Source organism: Micrococcus sp. CS26 (assembly GCF_055522295.1).
Genome location: NZ_JBVFVY010000021.1, coordinates 1 through 16,428 on the forward strand (window position 1 = coordinate 1; position 16,428 = coordinate 16,428).

16 protein-coding genes, 2 tRNA genes and 1 other annotated feature are annotated in these 16,428 nt (G+C 71.0%); of the genes, 6 read left to right on the top strand and 12 right to left on the bottom strand.

Going from position 1 to position 16,428, the window contains the following annotated elements; translation table 11 throughout:
* From ACZ1IK_RS09200 to dnaA, 12 genes are all read right to left on the bottom strand, one after another.
* A partial coding sequence (locus ACZ1IK_RS09200; RefSeq protein WP_465098472.1) for an IS3 family transposase occupies positions 1–669 on the bottom strand: 669 nt, incomplete at its 3' end.
* Positions 574–708 (bottom strand) — a sequence feature (AL1L pseudoknot). Its footprint overlaps the gene before it by 96 nt.
* Positions 666–977, bottom strand: a complete 312-nt coding sequence (locus ACZ1IK_RS09205; RefSeq protein WP_026107055.1) for a transposase — start codon at positions 975–977, stop codon at positions 666–668. Its footprint overlaps the feature before it by 43 nt. The genes ACZ1IK_RS09200 and ACZ1IK_RS09205, both read right to left, overlap by 4 nt.
* A gap of 350 nt (positions 978–1,327) precedes the next feature.
* Positions 1,328–1,400 (bottom strand) — tRNA-Ala (locus ACZ1IK_RS09210).
* Positions 1,401–1,411: 11 nt separating this feature from the next.
* Entirely contained in the window at positions 1,412–1,573 is a 162-nt protein-coding gene (locus ACZ1IK_RS09215; RefSeq protein WP_181161587.1) for a hypothetical protein, read from the bottom strand.
* Positions 1,574–1,631: 58 nt separating this feature from the next.
* Positions 1,632–1,705: transfer RNA gene (locus ACZ1IK_RS09220), tRNA-Ile, on the bottom strand.
* A gap of 100 nt (positions 1,706–1,805) precedes the next feature.
* Complete coding sequence (locus ACZ1IK_RS09225) at positions 1,806–2,306, bottom strand: DUF3566 domain-containing protein (RefSeq protein WP_010079768.1); 501 nt, start codon at positions 2,304–2,306, stop codon at positions 1,806–1,808.
* A complete protein-coding gene (gene gyrA / locus ACZ1IK_RS09230; protein ID WP_020624431.1) occupies positions 2,303–4,999 on the bottom strand; it encodes a DNA gyrase subunit A in 2,697 nt (898 codons plus the stop codon). The genes ACZ1IK_RS09225 and gyrA overlap by 4 nt, the downstream gene beginning before the upstream one ends.
* A gap of 68 nt (positions 5,000–5,067) precedes the next feature.
* A complete protein-coding gene (gene gyrB / locus ACZ1IK_RS09235) occupies positions 5,068–7,218 on the bottom strand; it encodes a DNA topoisomerase (ATP-hydrolyzing) subunit B (protein ID WP_178329116.1) in 2,151 nt (716 codons plus the stop codon).
* Positions 7,219–7,588: 370 nt separating this feature from the next.
* Positions 7,589–8,152: a DciA family protein gene (locus ACZ1IK_RS09240; protein WP_044659941.1), complete on the bottom strand. Its 564-nt coding sequence runs from the start codon at positions 8,150–8,152 to the stop codon at positions 7,589–7,591.
* Positions 8,145–9,359 (bottom strand): DNA replication/repair protein RecF, encoded by a 1,215-nt coding sequence (recF, locus tag ACZ1IK_RS09245; RefSeq protein WP_070708965.1) that lies wholly within the window; start codon positions 9,357–9,359, stop codon positions 8,145–8,147. Before recF ends, ACZ1IK_RS09240 begins: the two co-directional genes overlap by 8 nt.
* 21 nt (positions 9,360–9,380) lie before the next feature.
* A complete protein-coding gene (dnaN, locus tag ACZ1IK_RS09250; RefSeq protein WP_002856446.1) occupies positions 9,381–10,496 on the bottom strand; it encodes a DNA polymerase III subunit beta in 1,116 nt (371 codons plus the stop codon).
* Positions 10,497–11,246: 750 nt separating this feature from the next.
* On the bottom strand, positions 11,247–12,794 hold the full coding sequence (dnaA, locus tag ACZ1IK_RS09255; protein WP_044659943.1) for a chromosomal replication initiator protein DnaA: 1,548 nt from the start codon (positions 12,792–12,794) through the stop codon (positions 11,247–11,249).
* Between the two features lie 342 nt (positions 12,795–13,136).
* Here dnaA and rpmH point away from each other — a divergent pair, with 342 nt between their 5' ends.
* From rpmH to rsmG, 6 genes are read left to right on the top strand one after another with little or no spacing between them, the layout of a single operon-like run.
* Positions 13,137–13,274: a 50S ribosomal protein L34 gene (gene rpmH, locus ACZ1IK_RS09260; protein ID WP_002856443.1), complete on the top strand. Its 138-nt coding sequence runs from the start codon at positions 13,137–13,139 to the stop codon at positions 13,272–13,274.
* Positions 13,275–13,302: 28 nt separating this feature from the next.
* Complete coding sequence (gene rnpA, locus ACZ1IK_RS09265; protein ID WP_020628391.1) at positions 13,303–13,701, top strand: ribonuclease P protein component; 399 nt, start codon at positions 13,303–13,305, stop codon at positions 13,699–13,701.
* Complete coding sequence (gene yidD / locus ACZ1IK_RS09270) at positions 13,702–14,070, top strand: membrane protein insertion efficiency factor YidD (RefSeq protein WP_020628390.1); 369 nt, start codon at positions 13,702–13,704, stop codon at positions 14,068–14,070. It abuts the gene before it with no gap.
* A gap of 5 nt (positions 14,071–14,075) precedes the next feature.
* Complete coding sequence (gene yidC, locus ACZ1IK_RS09275) at positions 14,076–15,074, top strand: membrane protein insertase YidC (protein WP_010079777.1); 999 nt, start codon at positions 14,076–14,078, stop codon at positions 15,072–15,074.
* A gap of 2 nt (positions 15,075–15,076) precedes the next feature.
* The gene (locus tag ACZ1IK_RS09280; RefSeq protein WP_043282880.1) at positions 15,077–15,661 is read left to right on the top strand and encodes a Jag family protein; all 585 of its coding nucleotides are present in this window, start codon (positions 15,077–15,079) and stop codon (positions 15,659–15,661) included.
* Positions 15,654–16,379, top strand: coding sequence for a 16S rRNA (guanine(527)-N(7))-methyltransferase RsmG (gene rsmG / locus ACZ1IK_RS09285; RefSeq protein WP_020628388.1), 726 nt, complete (start codon positions 15,654–15,656; stop codon positions 16,377–16,379). The genes ACZ1IK_RS09280 and rsmG overlap by 8 nt, the downstream gene beginning before the upstream one ends.
* The last annotated feature ends 49 nt before the right edge of the window (positions 16,380–16,428 follow it).

A 16,428-nucleotide genomic window follows, 5' to 3' on the forward strand; every position in this document is an offset into this window, starting at 1 on the left:
CACGCTCAACCGCGAATGGCCGGCGAAGCGAAGGCTCGTGTACTGCGACCCGGCATCGCTGTGCGCGATCAGCTCGCCGGGCTGCACAGGGTGCCCGTGCCGGTCACGGTCCCACAACGCGATCCGCAGCGGGGTCAGGACCAGCGGGGTCGTCTTGGCCGTCGCGGCATGCCAGGCGAGGATTCTCTGCGAGTAGCAGTCCAGCACGAACGCGACGTATACGAAGCCCGCCCACGTGCGCACATAGGTGAAGTCCGCGACCCACTTCGTGTTCGGCGCGGCCGCGGTGAAGTCTCGATTGAGCAGGTCACCGGCACGGCAGCCGTCCTTGGCCGGGACGGTGGTGCGCACTGGCCTGCCTCGACGCACACCGTTCATCCCCGCAACCCGCATGAGCCGGTCCACACGAGCGGCGCCGACCTGGTGACCTTCTCGACGCAGCCACGCGGTCATCTTCCGACGCCCGTACAGCCCTTCCGGGGTGCCGACAAGGTCGTGCAGGACGTTGAGCAGGACCGCGTCGGACGTGTCACGAGCCGACGCGCTGCGGCGGCGCCACGCCCGGTAGGTGCGTGCGGCGATCTGACAGCCCTCCTGACGGAGCACCCTGCAGATCGACTCGACCGCATGCCCCTTGGCGCGCATCTGATCGATGAATCCCATGATCATCGGTTGCGGGGGTCGAGCTCCCCCGCGAAGAAAATCGAGGCCTTGCGCAGGATCTCGTTGTCCTCCCGCAATCGCTTGACCTCGCCGCGCAGGCGCTTGAGCTCGGCCAGGTCATCGCTGGTCGGCCCGTCCTTGAGGCCGGCGTCGACGCGGTGCTGACAGACCCAGCGGCGCAAGGTCTCGCGCCCCACGTCGACCTTCGGCGACACCAAAGCCACGGCCTTCGTGACTGACCCGGCTTCCTCGACACGGTCCAGGACCATCCGCACCGCGCGGTCCTTCACCTCGGGATCGAACTTCTTCGGCATGAACAACATCCTCTCGAACTCGAAAGGAAGCGGCATCACACCCGGGACGCTTCAGTACAACTCAAGCCGGTCTTCGTGCCGGTCCTCCGCGAGTCATCTGGTCCCGCCGCCTGAGCGACGAAGGGCCATTCGCCCCTGCCCGGATTCGTCCGGGTGGGGGCATTTTCATGCCCGCGGCCACTTCCGAAGGCGGGTCGGCCCCTTGTCCTGCGCCACAACTGCGGGAGAAGGCGGTTCTGGGGGCCGTTGGAGGGCATGAAAAAGGGGTCCGAGCCGCATCATCTGCGACTCGGGCCCCTCGGTGCTTCATTTCCTGGGTTCGTCGCTCCCATTCCCTGAAACACCCTCGGTGGAGGCAAGGGGACTCGAACCCCTAACCCCCTGCTTGCAAAGCAGGTGCGCTACCAATTGCGCCATGCCCCCGTGAGGACGGGTCAGTCCTCCGGTGCCGGCTCGACGCCGTCGGCGTCCTCCGGCAGGTCGTCCGTGGCCGTGGCCCAGACGTCCTTCCCCGCACTGTTCTCCCGCCAGAAACGCGCCCCATAGGCGGCTGCCGCGGCGCTGACCACGAGGGCCACGCGTGCCAGTCGACCCATGGGAAGACCTCCGGAGACGAACGGAGCCCCAGCGGACCGGGGCTCTGTGTGGTGGGAGTGGGCGTACCAAGACTTGAACTTGGGACCTCTTCGTTATCAGCGAAGCGCTCTAACCGCCTGAGCTATACGCCCTCACCGTCGCTCACGGCTGACGCCGTTCACAACAGGAGATGACTGTACAGGAACGCCGACGCCCCGCGCAAATCCGCGCGGGGCGTCGTCGAGGGTCTGCTCAGTCGTCCGTCAGCGTGACGCCGAGGCCGCCCACGAGGCTCGCGCAGAGGTTGTAGAGCAGCGCGGCCACGGTGGCCAGGGCGGTCAGCAGGATGACGTTGACCACGGCCAGCACGGTGGCCAGCGAGGTCACGGTGCTCAGCGGGGCCAGGGACGCCACGGTGTAGCGCCCGGCCTCGGAGCCGAGCACGGTGCCGATCACGTCGTTGACCCTGTCGAAGATCCCGAGGACGTCGGACAGCGAGTACAGCGCCACCGCCGCCACCACCGTGAGGATGCCCAGCGCCACCGAGAGCAGGAACGCCAGCTTCAGCACGGACCACGGGTCCACCCGGGTCAGGACCAGGCGGGCGCGGCGCACCTTGGCCTTCGGGACGGCGCGGACCAGGTCCTCCTGCGAGGACCCGCTGGCCTTGCGCACCGGGCGGCCGGACCGCGGCTCGGCGGCCTTCCCGGTGCTCCGCCCCTGGCCGGGACGCGACGACGCGGACGTGCTCACTGCTCTCCTCCGTCTGCACCCTCACCGGCGTCCTGCGTCAGGGCGTCCTCCGGTGCGGCTACGGGGTCGGTCGGGTCGATGTCTGCGTCCAAGGGTACATCCGGCCCCGCCTCGGCCTCGGCGTCCGCCTTCGCCTCCATCTCCTGCTCATTGTTCAGGGTGACGGCGACGATCCGGTCCCGCTTGTCCGGCTTGGCGAAGATCACGCCCATCGTGTCGCGGCCCTTGGCCGGCACGCCGGCGACGGAGGAGCGCACCACCTTGCCCGAGGCCATCACCACGAGGACCTCCTGGTCCTCGCGCACCACGAGACCGCCGGCGAGCTCGCCGCGGTCGTCCACGAGCTTGGCGACCTTGATGCCGAGGCCGCCGCGGTTCTGCAGGCGGTACTCGTCCACGTGGGTGCGCTTGGCGAAGCCGCCGTCCGTGACGGTGAAGACGTAGCCGTCCTCCTCCACCACGTCCATGGTCAGCAGGGAGTCGTCGTCGCGGAACTTCATGCCCGTCACGCCCGAGGTCGCACGGCCCATGGGACGCAGCGCCTCGTCCGTGGCGGTGAACCGCAGGGACTGGCCCTTGTGCGAGATCAGGATGAGGTCGTCGTCGGGCGAGACCACGCGGGCCGAGACCAGCTCGTCCCCCTCACGCAGCTTGATGGCGATCAGGCCGGCGGTGCGGTTCGTGTCGTAGTCCAGCAGCGGCGTCTTCTTCACGAGGCCGCCGCGCGTGGCGAGCACGAGGTACGGGGCCCGGCCGTAGTCCACGAGCGGCTGGATCTGGGCGATCCGCTCGTCCGGCTGGAACGCGAGCAGGTTGGCCACGTGCTGGCCCTTCGCGTCGCGGCCGGCCTCGAGCAGCTCGTACGTCTTGATGCGGTACACGCGGCCGAAGTTCGTGAAGAACAGCAGCCAGTGGTGCGTGGACACGGTGAGGAAGTGCTCGACGACGTCGTCGCCGCGCAGCGTCGCCCCGCGCACGCCCTTGCCGCCGCGCGCCTGGGACCGGTACTGGTCGATCCGGGTGCGCTTGACGTAGCCGCCGCGGGTGATGGAGACGACCATCTCCTCCTCGGGGATCAGGTCCTCGATGGACATGTCCCCGTCGAAGCCGGCCATGATCTCGGTGCGGCGGTCATCGCCGTGCTTGGCCACGATCTCGGCGAGCTCCTCGGAGATGACCTCGCGCTGACGCTGCGGGGACTCCAGGATCCGGTTGTACTCGGCGATCTTCGCCATGAGGTCGTCGTACTCGTCCTGGATCTTCCGGGACTCCAGGGCGGCGAGCTGGCGCAGCTGCATCTGCAGGATGGCCTGGGCCTGGACGTCGTCGATGTCCAGGAGCTCCTTGAGGGCCTCGCGGGCCACGTCCGCCGAGGCCGAGCGGCGGATGGTCGCGATGACCTCGTCCAGCATGTCCAGGGCCTTGAGCAGGCCGCGCAGGATGTGCGCGCGCTCCTCGGCCTTGCGCTTGCGGAACGCGGTGCGGCGCACGATCACGTCGATCTGGTGCTTCACCCAGTGGTGCACGAAGCCGTCCAGGGACAGGGTGCGCGGCACGCCGTCCACGAGCGCGAGCATGTTGGCCGAGAAGTTCGACTGCAGCTCGGTGTGCTTGTAGAGGTTGTTCAGCACCACCTTGGCGACGGCGTCGCGCTTGAGCACGATCACCAGGCGCTGGCCGGTGCGGCCGGAGGTCTCGTCGCGCATGTCCGCGATGCCGTTGATCTTGCCGTCCCGCACCATCTCCGCGATCTTCGCGGCGAGGTTGTCCGGGTTGGTCATGTAGGGCAGCTCGGTGACCACGAGGCACGTGCGGCCCTGGATCTCCTCCACGTTGACCACAGCGCGCATGGTGATGGGGCCGCGGCCGGTCCGGTAGACCTCCTCGATGCCCTTGCGGCCCAGGATCTGCGCGCCCGTGGGGAAGTCGGGGCCGTGCACGCGGGCCAGGAGCGCCTCGAGCAGCTCCTCGCGGGTGGCCTCGGGGTGCTCGAGGTACCACTGCACACCCGCGGCCACCTCGCGCATGTTGTGCGGCGGGATGTTCGTGGCCATGCCGACGGCGATGCCCGAGGAGCCGTTGACCAGCAGGTTCGGGTACCGGGCGGGCAGGACGACGGGCTCCTGCTGCTTGCCGTCGTAGTTGTCCTGCATGTCGACGGTGTCCTCGTCGATGTCCCGGACCATCTCCATGGCCAGCGGGGCCATCTTGGTCTCGGTGTAGCGCTGGGCGGCCGCCCCATCGTTGCCCGGGGAGCCGAAGTTGCCCTGGCCGAGCGCCAGAGGGTAGCGCTGGACCCAGTCCTGGATGAGGCGCACGAGGGCGTCGTAGATCGCGGTGTCGCCGTGCGGGTGGTAGTTGCCCATCACGTCGCCCACCACGCGGGCGGACTTGTTGAACGCGCGGTCCGGGCGGTAGCCGCCGTCGTACATCGCGTAGAGCACGCGACGGTGCACGGGCTTGAGGCCGTCGCGCACGTCCGGCAGCGCGCGGCCGACGATCACGGCCATCGCGTAGTCCAGGTACGAGCGCTTCATCTCCGACTCGAGGTCGACGGGCTCGACCTTGTCGGCGGCGCCCTCGGGGAGCACGTAGTGCTCGACCTCGATGTCCAGGCCGGTCTGCGGGGGCTGCGGGGTCGGGGCGCCCTCGACGGGCTCGTCCGGGGTCTGGGGGGTGGTCTCGTCGCTCACGCGGGTCCTCTCGTGCTCCCCGCGACGGCGGGGAGGGTGGTCGGCTCAGGCAGGTCTGCGGGTCCGGCTCAGACGTCCAGGAAGCGGATGTCCTTGGCGTTCTGCTGGATGAAGGTGCGGCGGGACTCCACGTCCTCGCCCATGAGCATGGAGAAGACGGCGTCCGCGGCGGCGGCGTCCTCCATGGTCACCTGCAGCAGGGTGCGGTGCTCCGGATCCATGGTGGTGTCCCAGAGCTCCTGGTAGTTCATCTCGCCCAGGCCCTTGTAGCGCTGCACGCCGTTGTCCTTGGGGTAGCGCCAGCCCTTGGCCAGGCCGGCCTCGACGGCGGCGTCGCGCTCCTCGTCGGAGAACACGTAGTCGTGCGGGGCGTTGGACCACTTGATGCGGTACAGCGGCGGCTGCGCGAGGAACACGTGGCCGGCCTCGATGAGCGGGCGCATGTACCGGAACAGCACGGTCAGCAGCAGCGTGGTGATGTGCTGGCCGTCCACGTCCGCATCCGCCATGAGCACGATCTTGTGGTACCGCAGCTTGGAGATGTCGAACTCCTCGCCGATGTTGGTGCCGAACGCCGTGATCATCGACTGGATCTCGGCGTTGCCGAGGGCCTTGTCCAGGCGGGCGCGCTCCACGTTCAGGATCTTGCCGCGCAGCGGCAGGATGGCCTGCGTCTCCGGGTTGCGGCCCTGCTTGGCCGAGCCGCCGGCGGAGTCGCCCTCCACGATGTACACCTCGCAGCGCTCGGGGTCCTTCGAGGAGCAGTCGGCCAGCTTGCCGGGCATGCCGAAGGACTCCAGCGGGGACTTGCGGCGCGCGTTGTCCCGGGCCTTGCGGGCGGCCAGGCGGGCGTGCGAGGCCATGATGGCCTTGCGGATGATCTCCTTGGCCGGGCCCGGATTGCGCTCGAACCAGTCGCCGAGGTGGTCCGTGACCGCCTTGGACACGAACCCGCGGGCCTCGGAGTTGCCGAGCTTGGTCTTGGTCTGGCCCTCGAACTGCGGCTCGGAGAGCTTCACGGAGATCACGGCGGTCAGGCCCTCGCGGATGTCCTCGCCCGTGAGGTTGTCCTCCTTGGGCTTGAGGATCTCCTTCTCCCGCGCGTAGCGGTTGACCAGGGAGGTCAGCGCGGCGCGGAAGCCCTCCTCGTGGGTGCCGCCCTCGTGGGTGTTGATCGTGTTCGCGTAGGTGTGCACGGACTCCGAGTAGGCGGAGGTCCACTGCATGGCCACCTCGACGGCCATGGAGCGGCCGTCCGAGACGTCCTCGGCCTCGAAGGCGATGACGTCGTCGTGGACGTACTCGACCTTCTTGGCGGAGTTGAGGTGCTGGACGTAGTCGAGCAGGCCGTTCTCGTACAGGTAGGTGACGGAGCGGCGCTGGGGCTCCTGCTCCGCGTCCTCCGCCAGGCCGTTCTCCGCGACGTCCTCACCGGCGGCGCCCTCGCCCGCGATCTCGTCGTCGACGACCTCGTTGGACTCCTGGACGCGCTCGTCCGTGAGGGTGATGCGCAGGCCCCTGTTGAGGAAGGCCATCTGCTGGAAGCGGGCACGCAGGGTCTCGTAGTCGAACTCGATCGAGTCGAAGATCTCCGGGTCCGGGTAGAACGTCTGCACGGTGCCCGTGGCGTCCGTGGCCTCCCCCTTCACCAGCTCGCCCTGGGGCACGCCGCCGTCCGCGAAGGACAGGTGCCACACGTGCCCCTGACGGCGGACCTCGGTGTCCACGCGGCGGGAGAGCGCGTTGACCACGGAGATGCCTACGCCGTGCAGGCCGCCCGAGACGGCGTAGCCGCCACCGCCGAACTTGCCGCCGGCGTGCAGGATCGTCATGACGACCTCGACGGTCGGCCTCCCCTCGGTGGGGTGCAGGTCCACGGGGATGCCGCGGCCGTCGTCCGCCACGCGCACGCCGCCGTCGGCCTGCAGTGTGACGTCGATGCCGGTGGCGTAGCCGGCCAGCGCCTCGTCCACGGAGTTGTCCACGACCTCGTACACGAGGTGATGCAGGCCCCGCGGCCCGGTGGAGCCGATGTACATGCCGGGGCGCTTGCGGACGGCCTCGAGGCCCTCGAGCACGGTGATGGCGCTGGCGCCGTACTCACCGGGCACCTTCCGGTCCTTCACCGGGGCCTCGGGCTGCCCGACGGCGTCCGGCACGGCCTCCGGGTTCGGCGCGGCCGACGCGGCGGTCGGCTCCTCCGCGGGGTTCTCGGGCATGGCGTCAACCACGGGTGGCTCACTTCCTCGGACGTCGGCGGCAGGGTCGACCCGCGCGCAGGCGCGCCCCGCCGCCCGGACATAACCGGCACGCGACACGCTCCCGCAGATCCACGGGGGCGGGGGACGGACGACGGCCGGCCCCCTTTCACTGGTCCCAGTGTACCGCCTGGCACCCCGAGGGCCCGCATCGACGGGGGTCCGCCGCGGGAGAACACCCGCTCAGCGGCCAGGGACACGGCTCAGGACGTGCGCAGGAGACCGCCCATGCCTCCCGGGCCGTCACCGACCCTGTGAGCGCGCCAGAGCGGCGCCCATGGCCTCGCCGCGTCCGGGACGCCGTCGTGCGCCGCGGGGGGCAGCCCGGGACTCAGCCGTAGGTGTCGCGCGGCCCGCGGCCGCCGCGCACGGTGCGCGGCCCCTTGCGCCAGCTCGGGGCCTGCGGCCCCGCCACCTCGATGCGGGTCACGACGCCGGGCCCGAGCGCCTCGTCGAAGCGCTGCAGGAGCACGGGGCTCATCAGGCGCAGCTGCGTGGCCCACGCGGTGGAGCTCGTCCGGACCCGCACCACGGAGTCCTCGAAGCTCTCCGGGCGGCAGTGCAGCGCGATCTCCGGCCCCACCAGCTCGGCCCAGCGGGTGAGCACGGAGCCGACCGCCACGGGGGTGGACCAGCCGCGGTCGCGGATGAGCCGGCCGAACACGGTGGACACCGTGGCCGGGTCCCGGTCCGCACCCCCGAACGGCCGCCGACGGTCCTGCCGCTCCCGGCCGGCCGACGGCGTGCCCGCCATGGCCCCGGCCAGGCCCGCGCCCGTCCCCCGCGCCCGCAGCGGCGCCTCGCCCCGCTCCCGGGCGGCCTCGCGGACCCGACGCAGTTGCACGAGCGCCAGGTCCGGCCGGTCCGGCTCGAACGGGGCGGGGGTCTCAGCCATCGGCGCCGCCCTCGCGCCGGGGCTCGCGGATGTCACCCTCCACGGGGGCCGCGGCGGCCACGGCCTCGGAGCCCTCCGCGTCCTGGCGGATGAGCACGCGGTGGGCCGTGAGCTCCTCGGGGACGTCCTCGAGCGCGGCGGCCGTGACGATCACCTGCTCGGCCCGGTGCACGAGCGCGGCGAGGCGGCGGCGACGGGCGGCGTCGAGCTCCGCGAACACGTCGTCCAGGATCAGGACGGGGCGGGCGTCGGGGTCCGGGTCGTCCGCCACGAGCACGTCGTAGGCCGCCATGCGCAGGGCGAGCGCCAGCGACCACGTCTCCCCGTGGGAGGCGTAGCCGCGCGCGGGCGCCGGGCCCAGGAAGAGGGCGAGCTCGTCCCGGTGCGGGCCCACCAGGGTGAGCGCCCGCGCCCGCTCCTCCTCCCGCTGGGCCTCGAGCGTCCGGCGCATGTCCGCGGCCAGGTCCGCCACGGCCGGGACCTCCGCGTGGGTGCCGCGGGCCAGCGGGACGGTGGACTCGTAGGCGTAGGCCGCCGCCTTGGAGCCGTTGGTCAACGCCGCATACATCTCCTGGAGGGGGCGGGCCAGCAGGCGCAGCACGTGCAGGCGGCCGTGGAGCAGGCGGGCGCCGGCGGCGCAGAGGTGCTCGTCCCAGACGGCGAGGGTCGCGTCCTCCTCGGGGCCCCAGCGGCGAGAGCCGCGGCTCGACTTGAGCAGGGCGTTGCGCTGGCGCAGCACGCGTTCGTAGTCGGCGGCGGCCTCGCCGAGGGCCGGACGCAGCTGCACCATGAGCTGGTCGAGGAGACGACGGCGGCCGCCCGGCTCCCCCGTCACGAGGCTCAGGTCCTCCGGAGCGAAGACCACGGTGCGCAGGATCCCGAGGCCCTCCTTCGCCCGCACGGGGGCGCCGCGGTTGATGGCCACCCGGTTGGACCGGCCCGGCAGGATCTCCAGCTCGAGGGCGACGGTGCGGGACCCGCGGTGCACGCGTCCGGCGATCCGGGCCCGGTCCCGGCCGAAGCGCACGAGCTGCGCGTCCGAGCTGACCCGGTGCGACTGCTGGGCGCCGAGGTAGCCGATCGCCTCCACGAGGTTGGTCTTGCCCACCCCGTTGGCCCCGAGCAGCACCGTGGACCCCGGCGTCAGCTCCAGATCGGCCCAGCGGTAGGACCGGAAGTTCGCGACGGTGAGGTGGGACAGGTACACGGGAGCGTCCAGCCCCCTGCGTCAGGCGATGCGCACCGGCATCACGAGGTAGCGGTAGTCGGAGACGACGCCGTCCTCCTGGTTCACGCCGGTGAGCAGGGCGGGCTTGGGCGCGGACGTGAACGCGAAGCGCACCTGCGGCTGGTCCACCACGGCCAGGCCCTCGGAGAGGTAGGACGGGTTGAACGCCACGGTGATGTCCTCGCCCTCGAGCGTGCACGGCACGGACTCGTTGGCGCTCGCGTCGTCGCCGGTGCCGGCGTCCAGGGTGACCTGGCCGTCCGTGAACACCATGCGCAGGGCGGTGTTGCGCTCGGCGACGAGGGCCACGCGGCGGGACGCCTCGACCAGGGCGGCGGTGTCCACCACGGCCTGGATGGGGCTGGACTCGGGGAAGAGCGAGCGGATCTTGGGGTACTCGCCGTCCACGAGCACGGAGGTGGTGCGACGGCCGCCGGAGGCGAAGCCCACGAGGTCGGCGGTCTGACCGAGCAGGATCTCCAGGTCGCCGCCGGAGCCGAGGGACTTGGCGACCTCGGTGAGCGTGCGCGCCTTGATGAGCAGCGACGTCGAGAGGGACGGGTCCGCCGGGGTCCAGCGGATCTCCTTCATGGCCAGCCGGTAGCGGTCCGTGGCCAGGAAGGTCATGGTGTCGCCCTCGATCTCCACCTTCACGGCGGTGAGGATCGGCAGGGTGTCGTCCTTGGAGGCGGCGACGGTGACCTGGGCGACGGCGTGGGCGAACGCGGCCCCGTCCACGGTGCCCGCGGGGGCCGGCAGCTCGGGCAGGGCCGGGTAGTCGCCCACGGGCATCGTGGCCAGGGCGAAGCGGGAGGAGCGGCAGGTGACGAGCACCTTGCCGCCGTCGAGCTCCACCGTGACCTGGGCCTGCGGCAGGGAGCGGACGATGTCGTTCAGCAGGCGGCCGGAGACGAGCACCTGGCCCGCGGTCTCGACGTCGGCCTCGATCTCCAGGCGCGCGGAGGTCTCGTAGTCGAAGCTCGCGATGGACACGACGCCGGCCTCGGCCGTGATCAGCAGGCCCGAGAGCACCGGCACCGGCGGGCGCGGGGACAGGGAGCGGGCAGCCCAGGAGACGGCGTCGGTGAGGATGTCGCGTTCGACGGTGAACTTCACGAGCTGCACTGCCTCTCTGGGGGTGATGACGGGGGTTGCGGGCCCGGGGGGAACGGCGACACGCGGGCCTCAGCATAGGCGGTCCGCGCGGCGGGTGTCAGGTCGCCGACGAATGACAGCGGTGTGATTCCACGGATCTCGGGCGCCCGGGCGCAGCCCGGGCCGTCGAGGCGCTCAGCTCGGTGCGGGACGGCGGAGTTGATGTTGCTTGGCGGGATCTCTCCAGAGGGATCAGAAGGAGTGATAGCGGGTGTGGATCCTGTGGAGAACGCCGTTCTGCCGCGGCACCATGCGGATCCGGTTGGGGGAACCGTGTGGACGCCCGCTCGTTCGGGGTGTGCATCCGGTGTGGACGAGCCCCGGAGGCCCTCCCCCCGCTCTGCACAGGCCCGACCGGAGTTGTCCAGACTCATCCCCGGATCCACCCCCCAGTTGTCCACATTACTGTCCACAGGGCACATCCACACCCGTCGAAACCCGCGAGATCATGCGGTTTTCGGCTGTGGAGACCTGTGGATACGTGTGGGCAAGCGAATGACATCCGTGTGATTCACCAGCCTGTGCACCGTCGTCGTCCCCAGGGGTGTGGACGCGGCGTGAGCGGCCTGATTCCGCCATCCACAGGGGCGGAGGTTGTCCACAGCGGCGGGGGTTCTCCACAGAGTTGTCCACACCGGTGGACAATGTGGAGGAAGACTCGAGTCCCGGTCGAAGGTTCGAACCGGGACTCGAGGGGGGGCAGTGGGTGGCTCAGGCGCCGCGCTGTTTCCGCTTGATCTCGTTGGTGAGCTCGGTGACCTGGTTGTAGATCGTCCGCCGCTCGGCCATCAGCTCGCGGATCTTGCGGTCCGCGTGGATGACGGTGGTGTGGTCGCGGCCGCCCAGGACCTGACCGATCTTGGGCAGGGACATCTCGGTCAGCTCGCGCAGCAGGTACATGGCGATCTGCCGCGCCGTCACCAGCGTGCGGGTGCGGGACTTGCTGGTCAGCTCCTCGAGGGTGAGATTGAAGTACTCCCCCGTGGCGTGCAGGATCAGCTCCGGCGTGATCTCGTGTGCCGTCTCGTCCGTGATCAGGTCCTTGAGCACATGCTCGGCCAGCTCGATGTCCACGGTCTGCCGGTTGAGCGAGGCGAACGCGGTCACGCGGATCAGCGCGCCCTCGAGCTCGCGGATGTTCGTGGAGATGCGCGAGGCGATGTACTCCAGCGCCTCTGGCGGGGCCACGAGCCCCTCGGCCTCCGCCTTCTTCCGGAGGATCGCGATGCGCGTCTCGAGGTCCGGCGGCTGGATGTCCGTGATCAGCCCCCACTCGAAGCGGGAGCGCAGCCGGTCCTCGAACCCGGAGAGCTGCTTGGGCGGCAGGTCCGAGGTGATGACCACCTGCTTGTTGTTGTTGTAGAGCGTGTTGAAGGTGTGGAAGAACTCCTCGACCGTCGCCTCCTTGTCCGCCAGGAACTGGATGTCGTCGATCAGCAGGATGTCCACGTTGCGGTAGACCTGCTTGAACGAGGCGCCCTCGTCGTGGCGGATGGAGTTGATGAAGTCGTTGGTGAACTCCTCCGAGTTCACGTACCGCACCCGCAGGCCCGGGTAGAGGCGACGGGCGTAGTGCCCGATCGCGTGCAGCAGGTGCGTCTTGCCCAGGCCGGACTCGCCGTAGATGAACAGCGGGTTGTACGCCTTCGCCGGCGCCTCGGCCACCGCGTTCGCGGCGGCGTGCGCGAACCGGTTGGACGAGCCGATCACGAACGTCTCGAAGTGGTAGCGGTCGTTGAGGCGGCTGGTCTCCGCGGACGTCGACGGCGGCGCGGGGGTCGGCTTGCCGTTCCCGCTCGGGGCCGCGGTCGCAGCGGGCGCGACGTCGGCCGGCGGCTCGATGCGGAAGCCCGGCAGCTCCTCGGCGACGGCGCGGCGGGAGGTGGCGGCGGTCGCGGCCGGGGGCAGCTCGACGTCCGGCACCGCGGCGGCGGCCGGTCCGCCCGCGAGGGAGGAGCGGCGGGCCTCGGACGAGGGGGTCCGCGGCGGCTGCAGGTTCGCGTCGATCGAGATGGCCAGCAGGATCTCCTCGCGGAACTCCTTGGTCAGGGCGTCCGTGAGGGCGTCGGCCACCTGGGTGCCCTGGAGCGTCTCGCGGGTGGTCTCGTTCGGCACGGCCAGCAGGAGCGTGTTGCCGATGAGGCCCTGCGGCTGGGCCAGGTAGACGAAGCCCATGAGGCGGGCGCTGACCCGCGCGTCGTCCTCGAGGGAGCCCACGACGGAGCGCCACGAGCTGAGCACGGCCTGGTCTGCCACCACGGAGGCTTCCTTTCCTGGGGCAGACGTCCCCGAGGACGGGGGCGGCTGCGCGAGACGGACGACGGTGCTCGGAGTCTAACGGTTGTCCACAGGGTTGTGCACAGACGGTGGACAACCCCTATCATCCTGTGGACGACCGTCCCGGGCGCCCACGGGCGTCCGGGATCCGCGCGCACCCGTTTGACCCCTGCGTACCCCGGCCACTAGAGTTGTCTGGTCCCCCGGGTGTCGGTTGATCGTGCCCGCCGGGGATTTCATGTCAGAGCCTCACCGGTCCTTCCCCCTGGTCCACCTGCTCAGGTCGACGGTCGAAGGCACACAACACGTCGTGGAGAGATCACAGTGACCAAGCGCACGTTCCAGCCCAACAACCGCCGTCGTGCCCGCAAGCACGGCTTCCGTGCCCGCATGCGCACCCGCGCCGGCCGCGCCATCCTGTCCGCTCGCCGCGGCAAGAACCGCGCCGAGCTGTCCGCCTGAGGACCTCGGTCCAGGGACGGCGCGCCCCGTGCTGCCCCGTGACCGTCGCGTCCGCACGCCCGCGGAGTTCCGTCACCTCGGTCGCACCGGCACCCGCGCGGGTCGGCGCACCGTCGTGGTGAGCGTCGCCACGGACCCCGATCAGACCCGGTCCACGTCGCCGAGCGCCCCTCGGCCGCGGGCCGGGTTCGTCGTGTCCAAGGCCGTGGGGAACGCGGTGACCCGCAACCGGGTGAAGCGGCGGCTGCGCGCCGTCGTCGCGGATCAGATGCGCCTGCCCCCGCTGCGCGACCTGCCGGTTCTGGTGCAGGTCCGCGCGCTGCCGGCCGCCGCCGAGGCGGACTACGCGCTGCTGCGCCGCGAGACCGTCGGCGCGCTCGGCAAGGCCCTGAAGCCGCATCTGCCCGCCGCCTCGGAGCCCGCGTAGATGACCGTCACGCCCTCGCCCTTCGTCGTGCTCGAGCCCTCCCGTGAGTGGGGGCCGCTGCGCGCGCTGCCGTCCGCCCTGCTGGCCGGCCTGCTCACGGTCTATCGGGCCGTGGTCTCCCCGCTGTACGGACCCGTGTGCCGGTTCTTCCCCAGCTGCTCCGCCTACGGGCTGGAGGCCGTGCACGTGCACGGCGCGGTCAAGGGGTCGTGGCTCGCCGCGCGGCGCATCGGCCGGTGCCATCCCTGGAACGACGGCGGCGTGGACCCGGTCCCGCCCGGGCACCGACGCTGGCCGCCGGGCCGGCAGCCGCGCATCCTCACCCTGAACCACCCTCCCATCCCACCTGATCTCCCGCAGGAGGATTGACCCCCATGTTCGAAGCCATCCTCTCCCCGTTCCGCTGGCTGATGTCCTGGCTGCTCGGGGCGTTCCACAGCATCCTGGAGTTTGCGGGCCTGCCCGCGGACTCCGGCTGGACGTGGGCCCTGTCCATCCTCCTGCTGGTGGTGCTCATCCGCACCCTGCTGATCCCGCTGTTCGTCAAGCAGATCAAGGCGCAGCGCGCCATGCAGGCCATCCAGCCCGAGCTGCAGAAGCTGCAGGCCAAGTACAAGGGCAAGAAGGACCAGCTCTCCCGCCAGGCCATGGCCATGGAGCAGCAGGCGCTCATGAAGGAGCACAAGGCGAACCCGTTCGCCGCCTGCCTGCCGCTGCTGATCCAGATGCCGTTCTTCTTCGCGCTCTACCAGGTGCTGATCGGCGCCCGCGGCGCGGCGGAGCGCGGCGAGGCCATGGACGCCCTGTCCGCGGACCAGATCCGCTCCTTCGAGGGCTCCACGATCTTCGGCGCCCGCATGTCGGACACCTTCATGAACTCGCTCGGCGCGCCGGGCAGCGGGCCCGTGATCGTCACGGCGATCGTGCTGATCCTGCTCATGTCGGGCTCGATGTTCTTCATGCAGAAGATGCTCATGACGAAGAACATGACGCAGCAGGCCCTCTCCGGGCCCATGATGCAGACGCAGCAGATCATGCTCTACGCCATGCCCCTGATCTTCGGCATCGGCGGCATCAACTTCCCGATCGGCGTGCTCCTGTACTGGACCTACTCCAACTTCTGGGCCGTCGGCCAGCAGTGGTGGATCATCCGCAACAACCCGACCCCGGGCTCCCTCGCCGAGAAGGAGCTCAACGAGCGCCGCGCCGCCAAGGGCCTGCCCCCCGTGGGCCAGAAGGTGTCGAACGCCGAGGCCACGCCCTCGTCCGCGCACACCCAGGCGGGCCGCGGCGGTGCCGTGCTGAACGGTGAGGTCGTCCGCCAGTCGGGTCAGCGCGTCCAGCCCCAGCGCAAGAACCGCAGGAGGAAGTGAGCATGTCCGCCGAGAACGTGACCCCGGCCCCCGAGGCCGAGGACGCCGTCGTCGAGACCCCCGTGGGCCAGGGCTCTCGCGTCGCGGAGCAGGACGGTGCCGCCGTCTCGGAGGCGGTGCGCCGCCTCGAGGAGGAGGGCGACGTCGCCGCGGACTACGTCGAGGAGCTGCTCGACATCGCGGACCTGGACGGGGACATCGACATCGAGGTCCGCGACGGGCGCACGTACGTGTCCGTCGTCTCCGAGGACCACGATGAGCGCCTGGACGGCCTCGTCGGCCCCGACGGCCGCACCCTGGAGGCCCTGCAGGAGCTCGTCCGGCTGGCCGTGCTCGCCGCCACGGGGCACCGCTCCCGGCTGATCCTGGACGTCTGCGGGCACCGGGAGCGCCGCAACGTCGCCCTGCGCACCGCCGCCCAGGCGGCCGTCGAGCGCGTCCGCGCCGGCGAGGGTCCCGTGCACCTCGAGCCCATGGGCGCGTACGAGCGCAAGATCGTCCACGACGTCGTCGCGGACGCCGGCCTGACCTCCGAGTCGGAGGGCGAGGGCGCCCGCCGGCACGTGGTCATCTCCGCCGATGACTGAGCGGGGCTCGGCCTACGAGCGGCGCCCCGGGCTGGATCCGCAGGACCGGGGCGACCGCCCCGCGCCCGTGGGGCAGCCGGCGCCGCCGCTGACCGACGCGCTGCGGCCGGCCGCCGTCGAGCTGTTCGGCGAGGCCCTCCCCCGGGCCGAGGCATACGTGGCCCACCTGGCGGACACCGGCATCGAGTGGGGCCTGATCGGCCCGCGCGAGGCACCCCGTCTCTGGGAGCGCCACGTCCTGAACTGCGCCGTGGTCGAGGAGCTCCTCCCGCAGGGCGCGCTCGTGGCCGACGTCGGCTCCGGCGCGGGCCTGCCCGGCCTGTGCCTCGCGCTCGCGCGCCCCGACTGCCAGTTCCTGCTCATCGAGCCGCTCGAGCGGCGCGTGGAGTGGCTGGACAGGGTGGTCGCCGACCTCGGCCTGGAGAACGTGGACGTGATCCGCGGCCGTGCCGAGCAGGTCTCCGGGAACCTCGACGTCGACGTCGTGACCGCCCGCGCCGTGTCCGCGCTGAAGACCCTCGTGCCGCTGGCCATGCCGATGCTGCAGGGCGCCGGGGAGCTGCTGGCCATCAAGGGCCGCTCCGCGGCCGACGAGATCGCCGCCGCCCGCAAGGTCCTGCGCAAGTATGGTGGTGCCGAGCCCGAGATCCTCACGGTGGGCGAGGGCCTGCTGCCCGAGACCACCACCGTCGTGCGCGTCAGCGCGCGTCCCCGCTGACCCCTCCCCCACCGGGACGGGACGGGCCGGGCGGCAGCAGATCCGCACA